Here is a 17,229-nt window from a genome sequence, read left to right as displayed (position 1 = left end):
GCGCCTGCGCCCGGGGTCCCGCCGCGCGCCCCACCGGTCAGGACGCGGGGAAGCTCGCCGTCGCCAGCCCCGACGGCAGCCTGCCGCCCGCGGCCTTGGTGTACGTCTCCTTGCCGGCCTTGCCCGACCAGGTGATCCTCAGCGACTTCCCGCCGACCGAGTCGACCATCCCGGTCGCCCGGTCCTTGCTGCCGTCGGCGCAGCTCAGGTGGATCATCTCCATCCCGGCCTCCTTGCCGGCGGTACCGCTGCACACGGTGCCGCCGGTCGCGAACAGCCCGGCCTTCTCGCCGGTGACGACCAGGGCGACGGCCTTGCCGTCGGTCGTGGCGAGCCAGCTGCCCTGCAGGCTGTCGGAGGCGCCGGTGACCCCGCTCGTGCCGACTCCGGTGCTCGCGGACGAGGAGGCCGCGGCGGACGCCGCCGCGCTCGCGCGCGTCGGGGAGCCGTCCTCGGAGCCGCCCCCGCCACCGCACGCGGTCAGCGCCAGTACGCCCGCCAGCCCCGCCGCCACGGCCGCTGCCCGAACCCTGGTGGGCGCCGTCGGCGCCACCCTCGTAGTACTCGGCGAAGTCACTGCGCGCTCCCAAGCTGTAGCCGGAGACGGCCGACGGTCGGCCGGCGGGACCGCAGCAAGCTACCAGCACGGTCCAGGGGGTTTCCGGGGTGCCGGGCATGGATGCGCTGTGCATCGCCGGCGTGCGGGATTCGCCCACGGCCGCGACCGGATGCCGTCCGTCCGCCGGGCGGGTGCCGGGCGGGTGCCGGGCGCGTGCCGGTCCGGCCGGTCCGCGGACTAAACCAATACGCGGACGCTGGAACAGGAAGGGCGCGGTACGCGTCTCTTCCTAGTGCACCGAGGATTCGCTCCGGACGAGCGCAGCCGAGGGCAGGGAAGATCATCAACGGGGCCGGCGTTCGCATGTCCTGCGGGTTCTGGGGCAGACGCTGCGACAGCTTCGGTGAAGGTCGGTAAAGCACTCGTCAAAGCTGTAACCGGAGGAACACCCCGCGTGCACGTGCATCTGCTCATGCATTTGCACGTGAACAGGGTTATGATCCGGATCAGTTGACCACCGCATCTATGGCCACAACAGCCAAGTGCACCACCGGGGAGCGACCTGTGGACCGCGACGTTGACGGCGTGTACGGGGGGTACGACGTGTACAACGGCATGGCTGCCGCGCAGCTGGACGGAGTGGCCTGGCAGAAGAGCAGGCACAGCAATTCGCAGGGGTCCTGCGTGGAGTTCGCCCGGCTGCCGGGGGGAGACGTCGCGGTGCGCAACTCGCGGTTCCCGGACGGTCCCGCGCTCGTCTACACGCGCGCGGAGATCGAGGCGATGCTGCTGGGCGTCAAGGACGGCGAGTTCGACCACCTGATAGCCGGCTGATCCGCCGCACCGGCCGGCCGGCCGCCCGACCCGCAGAAAGCGCTTGCTCGGACGTGCGAAGAAAAGCGGCGTCCACAGACACCGCGTCCGTACCGCGTCCGGTCACTCGGGCGGCCGCAGCCGGAACAGCGCCCAGACGACCTTTCCGCTGAGGGTGCCGGCCAGCGGGTGCCAGCCCCAGCTGTCGCTGAAGGAGTCGACGAGGAACAGGCCGCGGCCCGACTCCGCCGAGAAGTCGTCCGACCCGCGCGCGACCGGGGTGCCGTGGCTGGGGTCGCGCACCGCGCACACCAGCCGCCCGGTCCACCGCATCAGGTGCAGCCGCACCGCGGACGCCTGGTCCTGGCACCGGGCGGCGTCACCCGGCAGGGCGTGCCGCAGCGCGTTGGTGACCAGTTCGGAGACGACCAGGCATATGTCGTCGAAGCGGTCGTCGACGTCCCACTGCTCGAGTGTCCGGCGGGTGAACAGCCGGGCCTCGCGCACCGCCTCGTAGCGGGCGGGCAGGGCGCAGGAGGCGGCGCTGGACACGGCCGCGGGATCCAGTGGCGGAAGGCCCTGCCGTAACGGCTCGAGCATGGTCGATCCATTCGTCCCCATGCGAGGCACTCCCGGGAATTCGCGGTCGTTGCGATGCAGCGGTGGCGCGACACCATGCTTTCGGATGCGCAGAGCAGATGCAAGGGCAGATGCACGTGCACGAGGCCGAATTGAGCGATCCCGTACCACTTGTTGGCCATTTTTTCCGCCAACTTCCCCCACACCCCACACCTCTCCCTTGCACCTTCCCGTGTCAAATCAATGGCATCTTTCCGTTTCCGTAACCGGACGAGTACTGCTCGAAGTGATTTAGTGGCAGACTGCGGCCCCTGAGGACCGTTGGGGAGGCTGGCGAACGTGAGCGCGGGAGAGCCGGGATCGGTGGTGCGGCGCATGCTGCTCGGATCACAACTCAGGCGACTGCGTGAAGCGCGGGGGATCACGCGGGAGGCGGCGGGCTACTCGATCCGCGCCTCCGAGTCGAAGATCAGCCGGATGGAGCTGGGCCGGGTGAGCTTCAAGACGAGGGACGTGGAAGACCTGCTCACGCTGTACGGCATCACGGACGAGGCCGAGCGCACATCCCTGCTCTCCCTCGTCAAGGAGGCCAACGCGGCCGGGTGGTGGCACAGCTACTCCGACGTGCTGCCGAGCTGGTTCCCCACCTATGTGGGCCTGGAAGGCGCGGCGTCCCTGATCCGGGCCTACGAGGTCCAGTTCGTGCACGGCCTGCTGCAGACCGAGGAGTACGCCCGCGCGGTGGTGCGGCGCGGCATGAAGGGCGCGAGCACCGCCGACGTCGAGCGGCGCGTGGCGCTGCGCCTGGAGCGGCAGAAGCACCTCGTCGCCGAGAACGCCCCCGACTTCCACATCGTGCTCGACGAGGCCGCCCTGCGCCGCCCGTACGGCGAGCGCGAGGTGATGCGCGGGCAGCTCCAGCACCTGATCGAGATCTCCGAGCGGCCCAACATCCGCCTTCAGGTCATGCCGTTCGGCTTCGGCGGCCACTCGGGCGAGAGCGGGGCCTTCACCATCCTCAGCTTCCCCGAGTCCGACCTCTCGGACGTGGTCTACCTGGAACAGCTGACCAGCGCCCTGTACCTGGACAAACGCGAGGACGTCACCCAGTACGAGCAGGCCCTCAAGGAACTGCAGCAGGACAGCCCCGGACCGGACGAGAGCCGGGACCTGCTGCGGGGGTTGCTGCAGCTGTCCTGACCCGCCGCACCGTCCGGCGGCCGACGCCGTGACCTCATCCGGCACCCCAACTCCCGGCTGTTACAAGTAGGATGATGTGTGATCAGTCTCATCGGACCGTGAAGTTGATCGGGTGTCTGTCCCGACTGCTTCGGCAGCAAGGGATCGGGGGATCACGTGTCGTTCTGCCTCAGCTTCGGCGAACTGGCTCAGCAGTACATCGACGGTGAGTGGCGACCGGGCACCGGCTCCTGGGACGTCATCGACTTCAACCCGTACGACGACGAGAAGCTCGCCTCGATCACCGTGGCGACGGTCGACGAGGTCGACCAGGCCTACCGGGCGGCGGCCACGGCGCAGAAGCGGTGGGCGGCCACCAACCCCTACACCCGCCGTGCCGTCTTCGAGCGTGCGCTGCGGCTGGTGGAGGAGCACGAGCGGGAGATAGCCGACCTGATCGTCGCGGAGCTGGGCGGCACGCGCCTGAAGGCCGGTTTCGAGTTGCACCTCGCCAAGGAGTTCCTGCGCGAGTCGGTCCACCTGGCGCTGCGCCCGGAGGGGAAGATCCTGCCCTCGCCGGGCGACGGCAAGGAGAACCGCGTCTACCGGGTGCCGGTGGGCGTCGTGGGCGTGATCAGCCCGTTCAACTTCCCCTTCCTGCTGTCGATCAAGTCGGTGGCTCCGGCCCTCGCGCTCGGCAACGGCGTGGTCCTCAAGCCGCACCAGAACACGCCGATCGCCGGCGGCACCCTGGTAGCGAAGATCTTCGAGGAGGCCGGGCTGCCCCAAGGCCTGCTCAACGTCGTCGTCACCGACATAGCCGAGATCGGCGACGCCTTCATCGAGCACCCGGTCCCGAAGGTCATCTCCTTCACCGGCTCCGACAAGATCGGCCGGCACGTCGCCACCGTCTGCGCCGCCCACTTCAAGCGCTCGGTGCTCGAACTGGGCGGCAACAGCGCGCTCGTGGTCCTGGACGACGCCGACATCGACTACGCCGTGGACGCGGCGGTCTTCAGCCGGTACGTCCACCAGGGCCAGGTCTGCATGGCCGCCAACCGGGTGCTGGTGGACCGCTCGGTCGCCGAGGAGTTCACCGCGAAGTTCGTCGCCAAGGTGCGGGGCCTGAAGGTCGGTGATCCCCGCGACCCGGAGACCGTCATCGGCCCGGTGATCAACTCCGCTCAGGCGAAAGCCCTCACGGGCGTCGTCGAGCAGGCGCTCGGGGAGGGCGCCACGGCCCTGCTGCACGGCGGCACCCGCGGCAACCTGGTGGAGCCCAGCGTGCTCACCGACGTACCCGCCGACTCCGCGCTGTTGCGCCAGGAGGTGTTCGGCCCGGTCGTCTTCCTCGTGCCGTTCGACGGCGAGGAGGAGGCCGTGCGCCTGGTCAACGACACGCCCTACGGTCTGAGCGGCGCGGTGCACACCGCTGACATCGAGCGCGGTGTGGCCTTCGCCAAGCGGATCGACACCGGCATGTTCCACGTGAACGACGGGACCGTGCACGACGAGCCGCTCGTCCCGTTCGGCGGCGAGAAACACTCGGGCATCGGCCGCCTGAACGGCGAGACGACCCTGGACCTGTTCACCACGATCAAGTGGATCTCGGTTCAGCACGGGCGGAGCGGGTTCCCCTTCTAGGCATCCCCGCCGTACCGGGAGCCGGTCGGCTCACGCGCCGTGCCGGCTCCCGCGGCAGCCCGCCCCTGCCCTCGGCGCTGGGCGGGGCGCTGTCCTCAGTCGCCGAGCTTGAGATGCCCGACGAAGGCCGTCCAGGCGGAGGCGGTCACGATCAGGGCGGGGGCGTGCGGGCGCTTGCTGTCGCGGACGGGGACGAGGGGGAGGGGAGCGGGGTGGATCTCGGCCACCTCTACGCAGTTGCCGCCGTCGGCATTGCTGTAGCTCGACTTCCGCCAGGCGGCGGTGCTGAGGTCGAGTCGAGGGATTCGCATGGTGCGCCAGCCTCCAGGATGGTCCGGATCAGCGCCACGGAGTCCCGTGGCGAGAGCGCCGAGTCTCGCAGGAGATCGTAGGACAGTCGCAGCTGTTCCACATCGGTCGGATCCTCGACGAGGTCGCCTGAGTATGCGCTCTCGGTGTACGCGATGTTCCTGCCGCCGGGCAGCCAGAGGAGCGTGAGCGACCCCCCGAGGATGTGCTGTAGACCCGCTGAGAAGGGCAACACCTGGAGCGTGACGTTCGAGAGCTCGGCCAGCTCCAGAAGGCGGTCCAACTGCTGCTTCCATTCGTCCGGATCACTGAGCGGACGTCGCACAGCAGACTCGTCCAGGACCGCGCGGAACTCCACGGCGTCGTCGCCGTCCAACAGGTTCTGGCGACCCAGGCGGGCGGCTACCTGCTCATCCAGCTCGTTCTCGTCTCTGGGCCGTGCGGTCCGCAGCTGTTCCCGCATGTACGGCTCTGTCTGCAGCAGTCCCGGGATCGTGGAGCAGGCGTACTCGTACCGCATGGTCGCTTCCTTCTCGCGGTCCATGAAGTGCCTGTACTTGTCCTTGACCGCGTCACTCCTCGCCAACTCCCACAGCTCGCCGAGGTGTTCACCCGTTCCGTACACCTTGTCCAGCGCGGCCATCACCTCCGGCGATCCCAGCTTCACTCCCGTCTCCAGCTTGTGCAGATAGGTCCGGTCGTACGTCGTCTCGGTCGCGAGGTCACCCAGCGACTTGCCGGACGCCTCGCGCAGTCGCGCGAGCTCCTTGGCGAGCACCTGTCGTGCCGAGCCGTTGCCGCGGCTCGTGGTGGGCTTGCGTGGTGGCATGGCTCGCGCCCCCTGTGGTCCTGACGTGCGGGCCTACGCCCCTCCACTGTCGAGAGTAGTGCGCATCCGTCACGCTGGAGAGCGATTCGGAAACTCCGTGTGACGAAAGGGAGGTTCGCGTGAGCGCTGCGAACGTCGCCCATGGATGGCGCATCGACCGCATCCCCGGCAAGCGGGTGACGGCGACCGAGGAGGGCGTACGGCTGCCGCTCTGGCTGCTGTACGACGGCAAGCACCGGGCCGACGCCGTGTTCCGCCTCAGCCCGGCCGAGGCGGAACAGCTGCACGCCGAGCTGTGCTACGCGCTCGGGGAGGGCGAGCCCCCGGCCTGTCGCCCCGCCCTGGCGCGCTGGGCCTGACGAGGGGCGGAGGGGCGGCCCCGAGAGCGCGCGGGCCCGTTCCTCCGCCCCGCCCCGGTCCGCGGTCCCGCGGCCCAGTAGGACGGTATCCGACCTACTGGGTCCGTAACGTCGTCGGTGTCAGTCAGCAGGACCCGATCCGACGAAAGGCGGCCGGTCATGGTCACTCACGTGAGCGCAGAGGTGCGGGGCGACGAGCGGGGAGCGCTGCTCTCCTTCCTCGCCGAACAGCGCGGCGGCATCCGGCGGGCGGTGCTGGGGCTGACCGAGGAGCAGGCCGCGAGCCGGCCCAGCGCGAGCGAGCTGTCGCTGGCCGGGCTGGTCAAGCATGCCGCCGAGGTCGAGCAGTACTGGGTCGCCCGCGCCAAGGGTGAACCGCCGGCCATCCAGCGGGACCAGTCGAACTGGCACGAGACGTTCCAGCTGGTCGGTGACGAGACGGTTGCCTCCCAGCTGGCGTACGGGGAGGAGGTCGCGGCCGAGACGGAGAAGTTCCTGCGCTCCGTGCCCAGCCTCGACGACACCTTCGCGCTCCCGGACCAGCCCTGGTTCCCGCCAAAGGGCCGCGTCTCCATGCGCTGGCTCGCCCTCCACCTGATCCGCGAGACCGCCCGGCACGCGGGTCACGCCGACATCGTCCGGGAGTCCCTGGACGGGAAGACGGCGTTCGAGCTGGTGGCTCTGGCCGGGAAGTGAGGCACCTGCCCGGCGACTCCGGCGGCGGGGCCACCGGAGGGCGGCCCCGCCCGGCCGTCGGGCCTGCCGACCGTGTTCTTCCCGCCGGCGACGGGCGAGTTCGCCCGCCTGGGTCACCAGACCCCAGGGGGACCCTAGTGGTGGAACCCGGTGGCCGCCTCCCTGTCCCGCGTCAGCGGATGCGGCTGCCTGCGGAGTTCCGGCAGCAGGCGGCCCAGGTCCTCGACGAACATCCCGGCGAGGTCGGCGGAGAAGCCGTTGCGGCACACCACCCGCAGCACGGCCAGGTCCTCCCGGTTCGGCGGGAAGGTGTAGGCCGGCACCAGCCAGCCGCTCTCCCTCAGGCGCCGGGAGACGTCGAACACGTCGTACGCCGTGACGTCCTCGGCGGTGGTGAAGGCGAAGACGGGCAGCTGGTCGCCCCGGGTCAGCAGCCGGAAGTCGCCGAGCGCCGCGATCCGGTCGGCCAGCCCGCGCGCGACGTCCCGCGTGGCCTGCTGCACCGCCCGGAAGCCCTCCCGGCCCAGCCGCAGGAAGGTGTAGTACTGGGCCACGACCTGGGCGCCCGGCCGGGAGAAGTTCAGGGCGAACGTCGGCATGTCCCCGCCGAGGTAGTTGACGCGGAACACCAGCTCCTCCGGGAGGGCCTCCTTGTCACGCCACAGCGCCCAGCCGACCCCCGGGTAGACCAGCCCGTACTTGTGCCCCGAGGTGTTGATCGAGGCCACCCGCGGCAGACGGAAGTCCCACACCAGGTCCTCGTCCAGGAACGGCGCCACCATCGCCCCGGACGCGCCGTCCACGTGGACCGGGACGTCCAGCCCGGTCCGCGCCTGGAGGGCGTCCAGGGCCGCGCACAGGTCGGCGATCGGCTCGTAGGACCCGTCGAAGGTGGAGCCGAGGATGCCGACGACCCCGATGGTGTTCTCGTCGCACAGCCCGGCGGCCGCCTGCGGGTCGAGGTGGTACCGGTCGCCCTCCATGGGCACCAGGCGGGCCTCCACCTCCCAGAAGTTGCAGAACTTCTCCCAGCACACCTGGACGTTGACCCCCATGACGAGGTTCGGGCGGGCGTCCGCCGACGGGTAGCGGTCGGCGTTGCGCCGCATCCAGCGCCGCTTGAGGGCCATCCCGGCGAGCATGCACGCCTCGCTGGAGCCGGTCGTCGAACACCCCACGGCCGCCGCCGGATCCGGCGCGTGCCACAGGTCGGCGAGCATCGCCACACAGCGCCGCTCCAGCTCGGCGGTGCGCGGGTACTCGTCCTTGTCGATCATGTTCTTGTCCCGGCACTCCGCCATCAGGTCCCCGGCCTGCGGCTCCATCCAGGTGGTGACGAAGGTGGCCAGGTTCAGGCGGGCGTTGCCGTCCAGCATCAGCTCGTCGTGCACGAGCTGCGCCGCCGTGGTCGGCGGCAGCGGACCGTCCGGGAGCCGGTGCTTGGGCGGGGCCTCGGTCATCTCGACGGCCGGGTTCGCCTCCCCGAAGAACGGGTTGACGGACATGGGGTGTTGTTCGCCGGGCTTCCCGTTGCCTTTGTGCAGTGCCATGGAGTGCCTTCCTGCCTTCCTGAGGGGGGATCAGCGGATCGGGGTTCCGTCGTCGCGCAGCTGCATCTGGGGCCGTCCGGTCACCAGCAGCCAGGCCGGCAGTGAGGCGACGCACAGCAGGGCGAGGGCCGGCGGGGACTCCACGAGGACCGCGGCCGTGAACAGGCTCACCCAGCCCTGACGGGTGACGGCGAGGAGCATGCCCAGCACACCCGCCGCCACGCCCACCGCCGGCTGCACCCCGGGCACCAGCGCGTGCGCGGTGAGCCCGAAGGCGCAGCCGACGAAGACGGACGGGAAGACCCGCCCGCCGCGGAACCCGCAGGAGGCGGAGACGAGCAGCGCGGCCAGTTTCACCACCGTCATCCTCGCGTACTGTCCCGCCGACCACCCTTCGGGGCTCCTGGCGAGCTCCGCCACCTGCGCCAGCCCCTTGAAGAGCGTCAGATGGCCGCCCAGCGCCCCCAGGAGCCCCAGGACGATTCCGCCGGAGGGAAGGGCGAGCATCGGGTGCCGCAGCCGCCGGAAGGCGTTGTGGACGTACGGGAAGGCGTACACCGCGCACATGCCGGACAGCGCGGCCAGCGAGGCGATCACCAGCGCGGCCGCCAGGTCGCCCCAGCCGGGGTGGTTGCCCACCGGAGGCAGCCCGAGGTCGAAGCTGGGGTGGGCCACCAGACCGGTGGTCAGGGCGCCCACGGCCCCCGCGGCCAGCGGCGCGAAGAGGTTGTCCCACAGGGCACCCCTGAGCGGCCGGCCCGCCAGCGCCTCGGAGAAGACCAGCGCCGCCGCCACCGGCGTGCCGAACAGGGCGCCGATGGTCGCCGCCTCCGCCAGCGCCGGCCACACCGGTCCCGGCACCCGCGGGACCAGCCTGCGGCCGAGCCAGAAGGCGAGCGCCACGTTCACCGCGATGATCGGGTTCTCGGGACCGAGGCTCGGGCCGCCCGCCAGCATCAGCATGGTCGCCACCAGCAGGCCGGGCAGCACCACGGGGGGCAGCACCGGGGCGTCGAGCCCCAGGGTGGCCGGATCGGGGCCCGCGTGACCGGGCGCCTTCCACACCACGAGCCCCACGGCGACCCCCGTCGCGGTGAGCATGACCAGCATCCACGGCACGGAGTACCGGCCGATGCCCAGCGCGTCGGGCAGCGTCTCCCAGAGGACGCCCTGCAACCGCTCGGCGACTCCGCTCACCAGCAGGTACAGCAGGCTGGCACCGGCGCCGACCAGGACCGCGGGCAGGATCAGCGGCAGCAGGGCACGGGCGGGCGTCGCCGGGGCGGTCGGGGGCGCCTGCGGCGCGGTGTCCTGAGCCACGAGCTCACCATAAAGGGGCGAAGCGGTCTAAACACCCCGAAAGGTCCGGGGGCTTGCACCTCACGTGGCGTGAGGGACCAGCCTGGGACCGTACCGAGAAGGGAGCGTACGAAGTGAGCCACTCCGTGGGACAGGTCGCCGGCTTCGCCGGAGTAACGGTGCGCACCCTGCACCACTACGACGACATCGGCCTGCTCACCCCGAGCGAGCGCAGCCACACGGGCCACCGGCGCTACAGCGACGCCGACCTCGACCGGCTGCAGCGGATCCTGTTCTACCGGGAGCTCGGCTTCCCGCTCGACGAGGTCGCGGTCCTGCTCGACGATCCCGAAGCGGACCAGCGCGCGCACCTGCGCCGCCGGCACGAACTGCTGACCGCCCGGATCGAGAAGCTGCGCAGGATGGCCGAGGCCGTGGAACACGCCATGGAGGCACGCAGGGTGGGCATCAACCTCACACCCGAGGAGAGGTTCGAGGTCTTCGGTGGCAAGGACCCCGAGCAGTACGCCGACGAGGCCGAACGACGCTGGGGCGGCACCGGGGAGTACGCCGAGTCGCAGCGCCGCGCCGCCCGCTACACCAAGGACGACTGGCGGCGCATCAAGGCCGAGGTCGACGGATGGGAGGAGCGTTACGCCGCCCTGATGACGGCCGGCGGGCCGCCGGCCGGGGACGGCGCCATGGACCTGGCGGAGGAACACCGCCGGCACATCGACACCTGGTACTTCGAGTGCTCCTACGAGATGCACCGGTGCCTCGCGCAGATGTACGTCGCCGACGAGCGCTTCAAGGCGTACTACGACTCCATGCGACCGGGCCTCGCCGAACACCTCAAGGAGGCCATCCTGGCGAACGCCGCCCGCCACACCGCGTAGCGCCCCCTTCGGGCCCTCACAGCTTTGTGCCAGTCGTCGCACAGGGCATCCTGGAGACACCGGTGGAACCTGGGGCGGCCACATCTCGTTGATAGCTTTGTGCGGCCGCACCAGGACGCCGTGATCGACTTCACCCCTTCAGGAGCCCGGACCCGTGATGACACTTGCCCTCGGCCCGAGCTGGCTGGACCCCAACTATCTGCTCGACACGTACAGCATCTGGGGTCTGCTGCTCGTCGTCTTCGCCGAGTCGGGCCTGCTCATCGGGTTCTTCCTGCCGGGTGACTCGCTGCTGTTCACCTGCGGTCTGCTGATCACGTCGGACCAGCTGGACTTCCCGCTGTGGGGTGCGATCGCCCTGATCTGCCTCGCCGCGGTCCTCGGCGACCAGGCGGGCTACATGTTCGGCAAGAAGGTCGGCCCGTCCCTCTTCAACCGCCCCGACTCGCGCCTGTTCAAGCAGGAGAACGTCACCAAGGCGCACGAGTTCTTCGAGAAGTACGGCCCCAAGTCGCTGGTCCTGGCCCGCTTCGTGCCCATCGTCCGCACGTTCACGCCGATCGTCGCCGGTGTCAGCGGCATGCGGTACCGCTCGTTCCTGACCTTCAACGTCATCGGCGGTGTCCTGTGGGGCGCGGGCGTGACCCTGCTCGGCTCCTGGCTGGGCAAGATCGAGTTCGTGAACAAGAACATCGAGGCGATCCTCATCCTGATCGTCCTCGTCTCGGTGGTCCCGATCGCCATCGAGTTCCTGCGCGCCCGCTCCAAGGCCAAGAACGCCCCGCCCGCCGAACAGCACCAGCCGCCCCAGCAGCCCCCCGCCATGGACGACGCGACAACCCGGCTGCGCCGCATAGAGCCGGCGTACGAGGAGCAGTCCTACGGGCAGCAGCAGCCGTACGGCCGGCAGCAGGCCTACGGCTCCCACGGGAACCACGACCAGTACTCCGAGCAGGACGACCAGCAGCCGTACCCCCAGCAGTACGACCAGCAGTACCCCCAGCAGTACGACCAGCAGCAGTACGACCAGCAGCAGTACGACCCGCGGCAATACGGTCAGCAGCAGTACCCGCAGGACCACAACCAGGGCAACTACCGCCAGTAGCCCCTCAGAATCCCCTGGTCCGTTTGGCCGCGCGGCGCCCCTCCGCGGAGCCGAACCGCAGGAACAGCCGCGAGATCTCCGCCCCGAGGTTCACCCCGATCGCGATGGCCATGGCGAGCGACGCCGCCTTGGCCAGCGACACCAGGCCCTTGTCCACGTGGTTCTGCGCCATCGACAGCAGCCCGAAGTAGGTGGCCGACCCCGGCAGCAGCGGACCGATCGCCGCGGTCGTGTACGGCAGGGCGGAGGCGAACCGGTAGCGGGAGAGCAACTGCCCGAACAGGCCCACCAGGCCCGCCGCCACGGCCGTGGAGGCCACCGGCGAGATATCGCCCGCGTAGTGCATCGCCCCGTACACCGACCACGCGACACCGCCGTTGAGGGTGACCGCCAGCACGGTGGACCGTTCCTGCTGGAGCAGTACGGCGAAGGTCAGCGACAGCAGCATCGACGCGGTGATCTGCAGCACCGGACGCCCGGCCATGTTCACCGCCGCGTCCGGATCGAGTTCGGCACCCACCTTCACGCCGAAGTAGAGCACCACCAGCACGCCGGTGACGATGCCGACGAAGAAGTACATGACCTCCAGCAGGCGTGCGGAGGCGGTGATGTAGAAGCCGGTCAGCCCGTCCTGCACGCCCGCCACCAGCGCCCGCCCCGGCAGCAGCGCGAACAGCCCACCGGTGATGACCGCGGAGGCCACCACGTCGACGTGGGTCACCGTGAGCGCCACCCCGATCGCCGCGGGCGGCATCGCGGCCACCGTGAACTGGTAGAACTCCGGCAGCCCGCGACCGGCGCACAGCCACGCCAGCCGGTCGCCGAGCATCGCGCCCACCGCGGCCGCCACGAACACGAGCGGTCCACCGCCGACCAGCAGGGAGGCCGCGCCCGCCAGCAGCCCCGCGGCCGCGGTCAGCGCCCAGCCCGGGTACGGGTGCCGGTTCCGGCGGATCTCGGCGAGGCGCCGGTAGGCCTCCTCCAGCGAGATGTGGGTCTCCGGGTCCGACAGGTCGTCCACCAGCCGGAAGACGGCCGACAGACGCGTGTAGTCGGTGCCCCGGCGCCGCACCGTCCGGGAGGCCGTCACCGGGTCGTCCACCAGGGAGGGCTGGTGCGAGATGGACAGCAGGGTGAAGGTGACGTTCGGCTCGCACCGGTCCAGCCCGTAGGAGCGGCACACCGCGAACATCGCGGCCTCCACGTCCTCGGCGTTCTCACCGCCCGCGAGCAGCAGTTCGCCGATACGCAGGGTCAGGTCCAGCACGCGCGGAACGGCCGGACCCTCCTCCTCCGGCTTCTGCACCGGCTCCGGCGCGGGCCGCTCCGCGACCGGCATCCGCAGCATGGCGCGCATCCGGTCCTGCCAGGGCGCGTCCTTCACCAGGCTGACCGTCGGTATCCCGGTCGGCGGGGTGAAGGCGGGCGGGGCCTGGGCGGCGCTGTAGGTGCGGGGCGTGCTGAACGCCGAACCCTCCGGCTCGGGACTCGGCGGCTGCGGCGCGCCCAGCCCCCGGGGCACCGCGAACTCGGACGTCGTCTCGGACTCGCCGCCCGCTCTGGGTACGGCGAGCCCCGCCGGAACGGCGAACTCGGATGTGATCTCCGGGTCGTACGAGCTCCTCGCCTCGTCCGACCGGGGTTTGTGGTCCTCCGCCTCCGTCACTCCCCAACGCTCCCTGAACGACACCTTCCGTACGCCTCAGTATGCGTACGAGCATACGAACGGGCCGCGCCACCCCAGCAGGGTGCCGCGGCCCGCGCGTATCAAACCCGCAGGTCGGTCAGTGACCGCCCTGCTCCTTGAAGCGCTTGTACGACCGCTCGATCTCGGTCTCGGCGTCCGTGCGGCCCACCCAGTTGGCGCCCTCGACCGACTTGCCGGGCTCCAGGTCCTTGTACACCTCGAAGAAGTGCTGGATCTCCAGGCGGTCGAACTCCGACACGTGGTGGATGTCGCGCAGGTGCTCCACCCGCGGGTCGGTGGCCGGAACGCACAGCAGCTTGTCGTCGCCGCCCGCCTCGTCCGTCATCCGGAACATGCCGATCGCACGGCACCGGATCAGGCAGCCCGGGAAGGTCGGCTCGTCCAGGATGACCAGCGCGTCCAGCGGGTCGCCGTCCTCGCCGAGGGTGTTCTCGACGAAGCCGTAGTCGGTCGGGTAGGCGGTCGAGGTGAAGAGACGACGGTCCAGGCGGATCCGACCGGTCTCGTGGTCCACCTCGTACTTGTTCCGTGAACCCTTCGGGATCTCGATCGTGACGTCGAACTCCACCGGTCGCTCCTCCATGATCAGCACATAGTTCTGGTGGTTAAGTGTCCCTCACGCAGGTGTGTGATCGCGAAAGGGGCTGGTGGTCGTGCCCGAGCTGAGGCCTTGGCGTGCCGCGAGACCGCACGTGGTGCGGATCGCGGGTGCCGTGCGACCGCGACTGGCACGAGCCGTGACGGCCGCGAAACCGCAGGTCGCGCGGGTGACGCGGGCCGTGGGACCACGACTGGCACGGATCACGCCGCCCACGTCCCTCACGCGGTTCCCGGCGCTCTCCCGGCCGGCGGCCCGGAGAACCTGGCAGTACACCGCGGGCGCCGCCACCGCCGGACTGGCACTGGCCGCCGGTGTGGTGACCGCCGCGGGTCCCTGGGACGCCAACGGTCAGCGTACGGCCGAGCGGGAGCGGGCCGCCGCCCAGGAGCGGGCAGGTGGCACAGATCACGACGGCGGCTCCGGCACACGGGCCGGAGGCCCCCGGCCCGCCCCGAGCGCCGCGTCCGTCCTGGCCGGTCTCGGCGGCACCGCGACGACCGTGCGGTCGGCGCCCGCCGCGAAGGCCGTCGCGGACCTCCTGGACCCCCTGCTGGACTCCTCGGCGCTCGGCCGGGCCCACGCGGCGGCGGTCGTCGACGTGGCCACCGGCAGACGCCTGTACGACGCCGGCGCGGACAAGGCCCTGACCCCCGCCTCCACCACCAAGATCGCCACGGCCGTCGCCGCGCTGTCCGCCCTGGGCGCCGACCACCGCCTCACCACCCGCGCCGCGCTCGAACCGGACACCGGGGAACTCGTCCTGGTCGGCGGCGGCGACCCGACCCTCACCGCCCACAAGGAATCCGGGGGCTGGGCGAGCCTGCGCGCGCTGGCCCGCGACACCGCCGCCGCGCTGAAGAAGCGGGGCGTCCACCAGGTCACCCTCTCCTACGACACCACCCTTTACGCGGGCCCCGCGCTGCACCCCATCGGGGTCAACGACAACCTCGCCCCCGTCAGCGCCCTGATGGCCGACGAGGGCCGCACCGACGACTCCACCGCCGGGCCGGTGACCCGGGTGACCGACCCGGCGGCGGCCGCGGCGGACGCGTTCGCCGGGTTCCTGGCGGACGACGGCATCAGGACGACGTCCCCCGGCCCCTCCAAGGCCACCAGCCGCGCGGCCACCCTGGCCACCGTCTCCTCGCCGCCGCTGTCCGACCTGGTCGAACGCATGCTGACCAACAGCGACAACGACATCGCCGAGGCCCTGGCCCGCCAGACGGCCCTCGCGACCGGCAGGCGCCCGAGCTTCGACGGCGGGGCCGCGGCGATCGCCGCCCGGCTGGGCAAGCTGGGCCTGCCGGTCGCCGGCGCGGACTTCCACGACGGCAGCGGCCTGAATCGCGACGACCGGACGACGGCGGACCTGCTGACCGCCCTGCTCGTCAAGGCCGGCTCCCCCTCCCACCCCGAACTGCGCCCCGTCCTCACCGGCCTCCCGATCGCCGGCTTCACCGGCACCCTGGCCGACCGCTACAGCGACGGCGCGGCCGGCGTCGTCCGCGCCAAGACCGGCACGCTGACCGGCGTCAACACCCTCGCCGGCACGGTCGTCGACCGCGACGGCCGGCTCCTGGCCTTCGCCTTCCTGGCCTCCGACACCACGGACCCGGCCCAGGCCCAGGCAGCCCTGGACCGCACGGCCACCGCACTGGCGGGCTGCGGCTGCGACTGACTCCCGCCGGTGGGCAGAGGGCGTCCCGCGTCCGCGGGGCACCCGGGCGTCGCGGGCCGGGCCGGCCGTAACCGGGCCACCACGGCGGGCGCGGCGCTCAGGGCGTGGCCGGCGCACGCCGTGGCGGCGCACGCCGTGGCGGCGCACGCCGTGGCGGCGCCGGTCCGCTGAGATGCCGTCCGGGCACGGCTTCCCGCGGCCCCGCCGAGCCGTACGCCCTGCCCCAAGCGGCAGCGCTCACGTACGGTTGACACATGACGAGCATCGGTGCCTCTTCAGGGATGGTCGACTGGAACCTCGCGGTGGCGACCGCGACCCGGCTCGTGAGGCCGGGACCAGAGGTCAGCCGCGACGAGGCCCGGGCCGTCGTCGCCGAGCTGCGCCGCCACGCCAAGGCCTCGGAGGGACACGTCCGGGGCTTCACCCGTATGGACGCCGAGGACGCCCACGACACCCCCGTCCTGGTCGTCGACCGGCCCGGCTGGGTCCGGGCGAACGTCGCCGGGTTCCGGGAGATCCTCAAGCCGCTGCTGGAGAAGATGCAGGAGCGGCGCGGCGGCAGCCCCGGCGGCGCGGTCCTCGGCGCGGTCGGCGGCAAGGTGACCGGCGTGGAACTCGGCATGCTGCTGTCCTTCCTGTCCTCCCGCGTCCTCGGCCAGTACGAGACCTTCGCCCCGGCCGGCCGGGAACTGCCGGCCGGCGGCCCCTCCGGTTCACCGAACGGCGGCGGCCGGCTGCTGCTGGTCGCGCCGAACATCGTCCACGTGGAGCGCGAACTCGACGTGGACCCCCGCGACTTCCGCCTGTGGGTCTGCCTGCACGAGGAGACGCACCGCACCCAGTTCACCGCCGTGCCCTGGCTGCGCGACCACCTCGAGGGCGAGATCCAGTCTTTCCTGGCGGAGACGGACGTCGACCCGATGACCGTCCTGGAGCGCGTCCGGGAGGCCGCGCAGTCGCTCGCCGGCGGACGCCCCGAGGGGGAGGAGGACGACGGCGGACGGTCCCTCGTGGAACTGGTGCAGACCCCGGCCCAGCGCGAGATCCTCGGCCGCCTCACCGCCGTGATGTCGCTGCTGGAAGGCCACGCCGACTTCGTGATGGACGGGGTCGGCCCGCAGGTCGTACCGAGCGTCGCGGAGATCCGCGAGAAGTTCCAGCAGCGCCGCGCCAAGGGCGCCTCCCGCCTCGACGTGGCACTGCGCAAGCTGTTGGGCCTGGACGCCAAACTGAAGCAGTACCGGGACGGCGAACGCTTCGTGCGGGCCGTCGTCGACCAGGTCGGCATGGACGGCTTCAACCGGGTGTGGACCTCCCCCAACACCCTGCCCACCAAGTCGGAGATCGCCAAACCGGCGGACTGGGTCACGCGGGTGCACCGCAAGGCCGAGTCGTGAACAGCGCGCGGACGTCGTGAAAAGAATC

General features: G+C 71.2%; 17 protein-coding genes. 9 read left to right on the top strand and 8 right to left on the bottom strand.

Going from position 1 to position 17,229, the window contains the following annotated elements:
- Positions 1–37: 37 nt before the first annotated feature.
- Entirely contained in the window at positions 38–514 is a 477-nt protein-coding gene (locus ABZX30_RS17550; RefSeq protein WP_355934339.1) for a hypothetical protein, read from the bottom strand.
- A gap of 660 nt (positions 515–1,174) precedes the next feature.
- On the opposite strand from ABZX30_RS17550, the gene ABZX30_RS17545 reads away from it, so the two are divergent.
- Positions 1,175–1,393 (top strand): DUF397 domain-containing protein, encoded by a 219-nt coding sequence (locus ABZX30_RS17545; RefSeq protein ID WP_355934357.1) that lies wholly within the window; start codon positions 1,175–1,177, stop codon positions 1,391–1,393.
- Positions 1,394–1,495: 102 nt separating this feature from the next.
- Here the strand turns inward: ABZX30_RS17545 and ABZX30_RS17540 are convergent, their stop codons facing one another.
- Positions 1,496–1,972: an ATP-binding protein gene (locus tag ABZX30_RS17540; protein WP_355934337.1), complete on the bottom strand. Its 477-nt coding sequence runs from the start codon at positions 1,970–1,972 to the stop codon at positions 1,496–1,498.
- A 354-nt stretch (positions 1,973–2,326) separates the two neighbouring features.
- Here ABZX30_RS17540 and ABZX30_RS17535 point away from each other — a divergent pair, with 354 nt between their 5' ends.
- Both ABZX30_RS17535 and ABZX30_RS17530 read left to right on the top strand, forming a co-directional pair.
- A complete protein-coding gene (locus ABZX30_RS17535) occupies positions 2,327–3,151 on the top strand; it encodes a helix-turn-helix transcriptional regulator (protein ID WP_355934356.1) in 825 nt (274 codons plus the stop codon).
- A gap of 156 nt (positions 3,152–3,307) precedes the next feature.
- Complete coding sequence (locus tag ABZX30_RS17530) at positions 3,308–4,774, top strand: aldehyde dehydrogenase family protein (RefSeq protein WP_355934335.1); 1,467 nt, start codon at positions 3,308–3,310, stop codon at positions 4,772–4,774.
- Positions 4,775–4,869: 95 nt separating this feature from the next.
- Here ABZX30_RS17530 and ABZX30_RS17525 read toward each other — a convergent pair whose 3' ends face one another.
- Entirely contained in the window at positions 4,870–5,001 is a 132-nt protein-coding gene (locus ABZX30_RS17525) for a DUF397 domain-containing protein (protein WP_355934333.1), read from the bottom strand.
- Between the two features lie 2 nt (positions 5,002–5,003).
- The gene (locus ABZX30_RS17520) at positions 5,004–5,861 is read right to left on the bottom strand and encodes a helix-turn-helix transcriptional regulator (RefSeq protein ID WP_355934331.1); all 858 of its coding nucleotides are present in this window, start codon (positions 5,859–5,861) and stop codon (positions 5,004–5,006) included.
- Positions 5,862–6,031: 170 nt separating this feature from the next.
- Between ABZX30_RS17520 and ABZX30_RS17515 the strand changes: the two genes are divergently transcribed.
- Both ABZX30_RS17515 and ABZX30_RS17510 read left to right on the top strand, forming a co-directional pair.
- Positions 6,032–6,271 (top strand): hypothetical protein, encoded by a 240-nt coding sequence (locus ABZX30_RS17515; protein WP_355934330.1) that lies wholly within the window; start codon positions 6,032–6,034, stop codon positions 6,269–6,271.
- A 159-nt stretch (positions 6,272–6,430) separates the two neighbouring features.
- Entirely contained in the window at positions 6,431–6,967 is a 537-nt protein-coding gene (locus tag ABZX30_RS17510) for a DinB family protein (protein ID WP_355934328.1), read from the top strand.
- A gap of 134 nt (positions 6,968–7,101) precedes the next feature.
- Here ABZX30_RS17510 and ABZX30_RS17505 read toward each other — a convergent pair whose 3' ends face one another.
- Together ABZX30_RS17505 and ABZX30_RS17500 are read right to left on the bottom strand one after the other, a co-directional pair.
- Positions 7,102–8,517, bottom strand: a complete 1,416-nt coding sequence (locus ABZX30_RS17505; RefSeq protein ID WP_355934326.1) for a glutamate decarboxylase — start codon at positions 8,515–8,517, stop codon at positions 7,102–7,104.
- 30 nt (positions 8,518–8,547) lie between these two features.
- The gene (locus tag ABZX30_RS17500) at positions 8,548–9,837 is read right to left on the bottom strand and encodes an ion channel protein (protein WP_355934325.1); all 1,290 of its coding nucleotides are present in this window, start codon (positions 9,835–9,837) and stop codon (positions 8,548–8,550) included.
- A 113-nt stretch (positions 9,838–9,950) separates the two neighbouring features.
- Between ABZX30_RS17500 and ABZX30_RS17495 the strand changes: the two genes are divergently transcribed.
- Together ABZX30_RS17495 and ABZX30_RS17490 are read left to right on the top strand one after the other, a co-directional pair.
- Positions 9,951–10,712 (top strand): MerR family transcriptional regulator, encoded by a 762-nt coding sequence (locus ABZX30_RS17495; RefSeq protein ID WP_355934323.1) that lies wholly within the window; start codon positions 9,951–9,953, stop codon positions 10,710–10,712.
- Between the two features lie 154 nt (positions 10,713–10,866).
- Positions 10,867–11,817, top strand: coding sequence for a VTT domain-containing protein (locus ABZX30_RS17490; protein ID WP_355934322.1), 951 nt, complete (start codon positions 10,867–10,869; stop codon positions 11,815–11,817).
- Between the two features lie 4 nt (positions 11,818–11,821).
- Here the strand turns inward: ABZX30_RS17490 and ABZX30_RS17485 are convergent, their stop codons facing one another.
- The gene (locus ABZX30_RS17485) at positions 11,822–13,483 is read right to left on the bottom strand and encodes a threonine/serine exporter family protein (RefSeq protein WP_355934320.1); all 1,662 of its coding nucleotides are present in this window, start codon (positions 13,481–13,483) and stop codon (positions 11,822–11,824) included.
- 118 nt (positions 13,484–13,601) lie between these two features.
- Positions 13,602–14,093, bottom strand: coding sequence for an inorganic diphosphatase (locus ABZX30_RS17480; RefSeq protein WP_030734045.1), 492 nt, complete (start codon positions 14,091–14,093; stop codon positions 13,602–13,604).
- A 124-nt stretch (positions 14,094–14,217) separates the two neighbouring features.
- Here ABZX30_RS17480 and dacB point away from each other — a divergent pair, with 124 nt between their 5' ends.
- Together dacB and ABZX30_RS17470 are read left to right on the top strand one after the other, a co-directional pair.
- Positions 14,218–15,804 carry a D-alanyl-D-alanine carboxypeptidase/D-alanyl-D-alanine-endopeptidase gene (gene dacB, locus ABZX30_RS17475; RefSeq protein ID WP_355934354.1) on the top strand — a complete coding sequence of 529 codons (1,587 nt, stop codon included), beginning with the start codon at positions 14,218–14,220 and terminating at the stop codon, positions 15,802–15,804.
- A gap of 254 nt (positions 15,805–16,058) precedes the next feature.
- Positions 16,059–17,201, top strand: coding sequence for a zinc-dependent metalloprotease (locus ABZX30_RS17470; protein WP_355934319.1), 1,143 nt, complete (start codon positions 16,059–16,061; stop codon positions 17,199–17,201).
- Positions 17,202–17,229 lie beyond the last annotated feature (28 nt).

Origin of the sequence: Streptomyces sp. NPDC004542 (assembly GCF_040610035.1) — a bacterium.
In the GTDB taxonomy this organism is placed as follows: domain Bacteria; phylum Actinomycetota; class Actinomycetes; order Streptomycetales; family Streptomycetaceae; genus Streptomyces.
The sequence above is the reverse complement of the archived record's forward strand: the minus strand, read 5'-3'. Positions and strand labels throughout refer to the sequence as shown.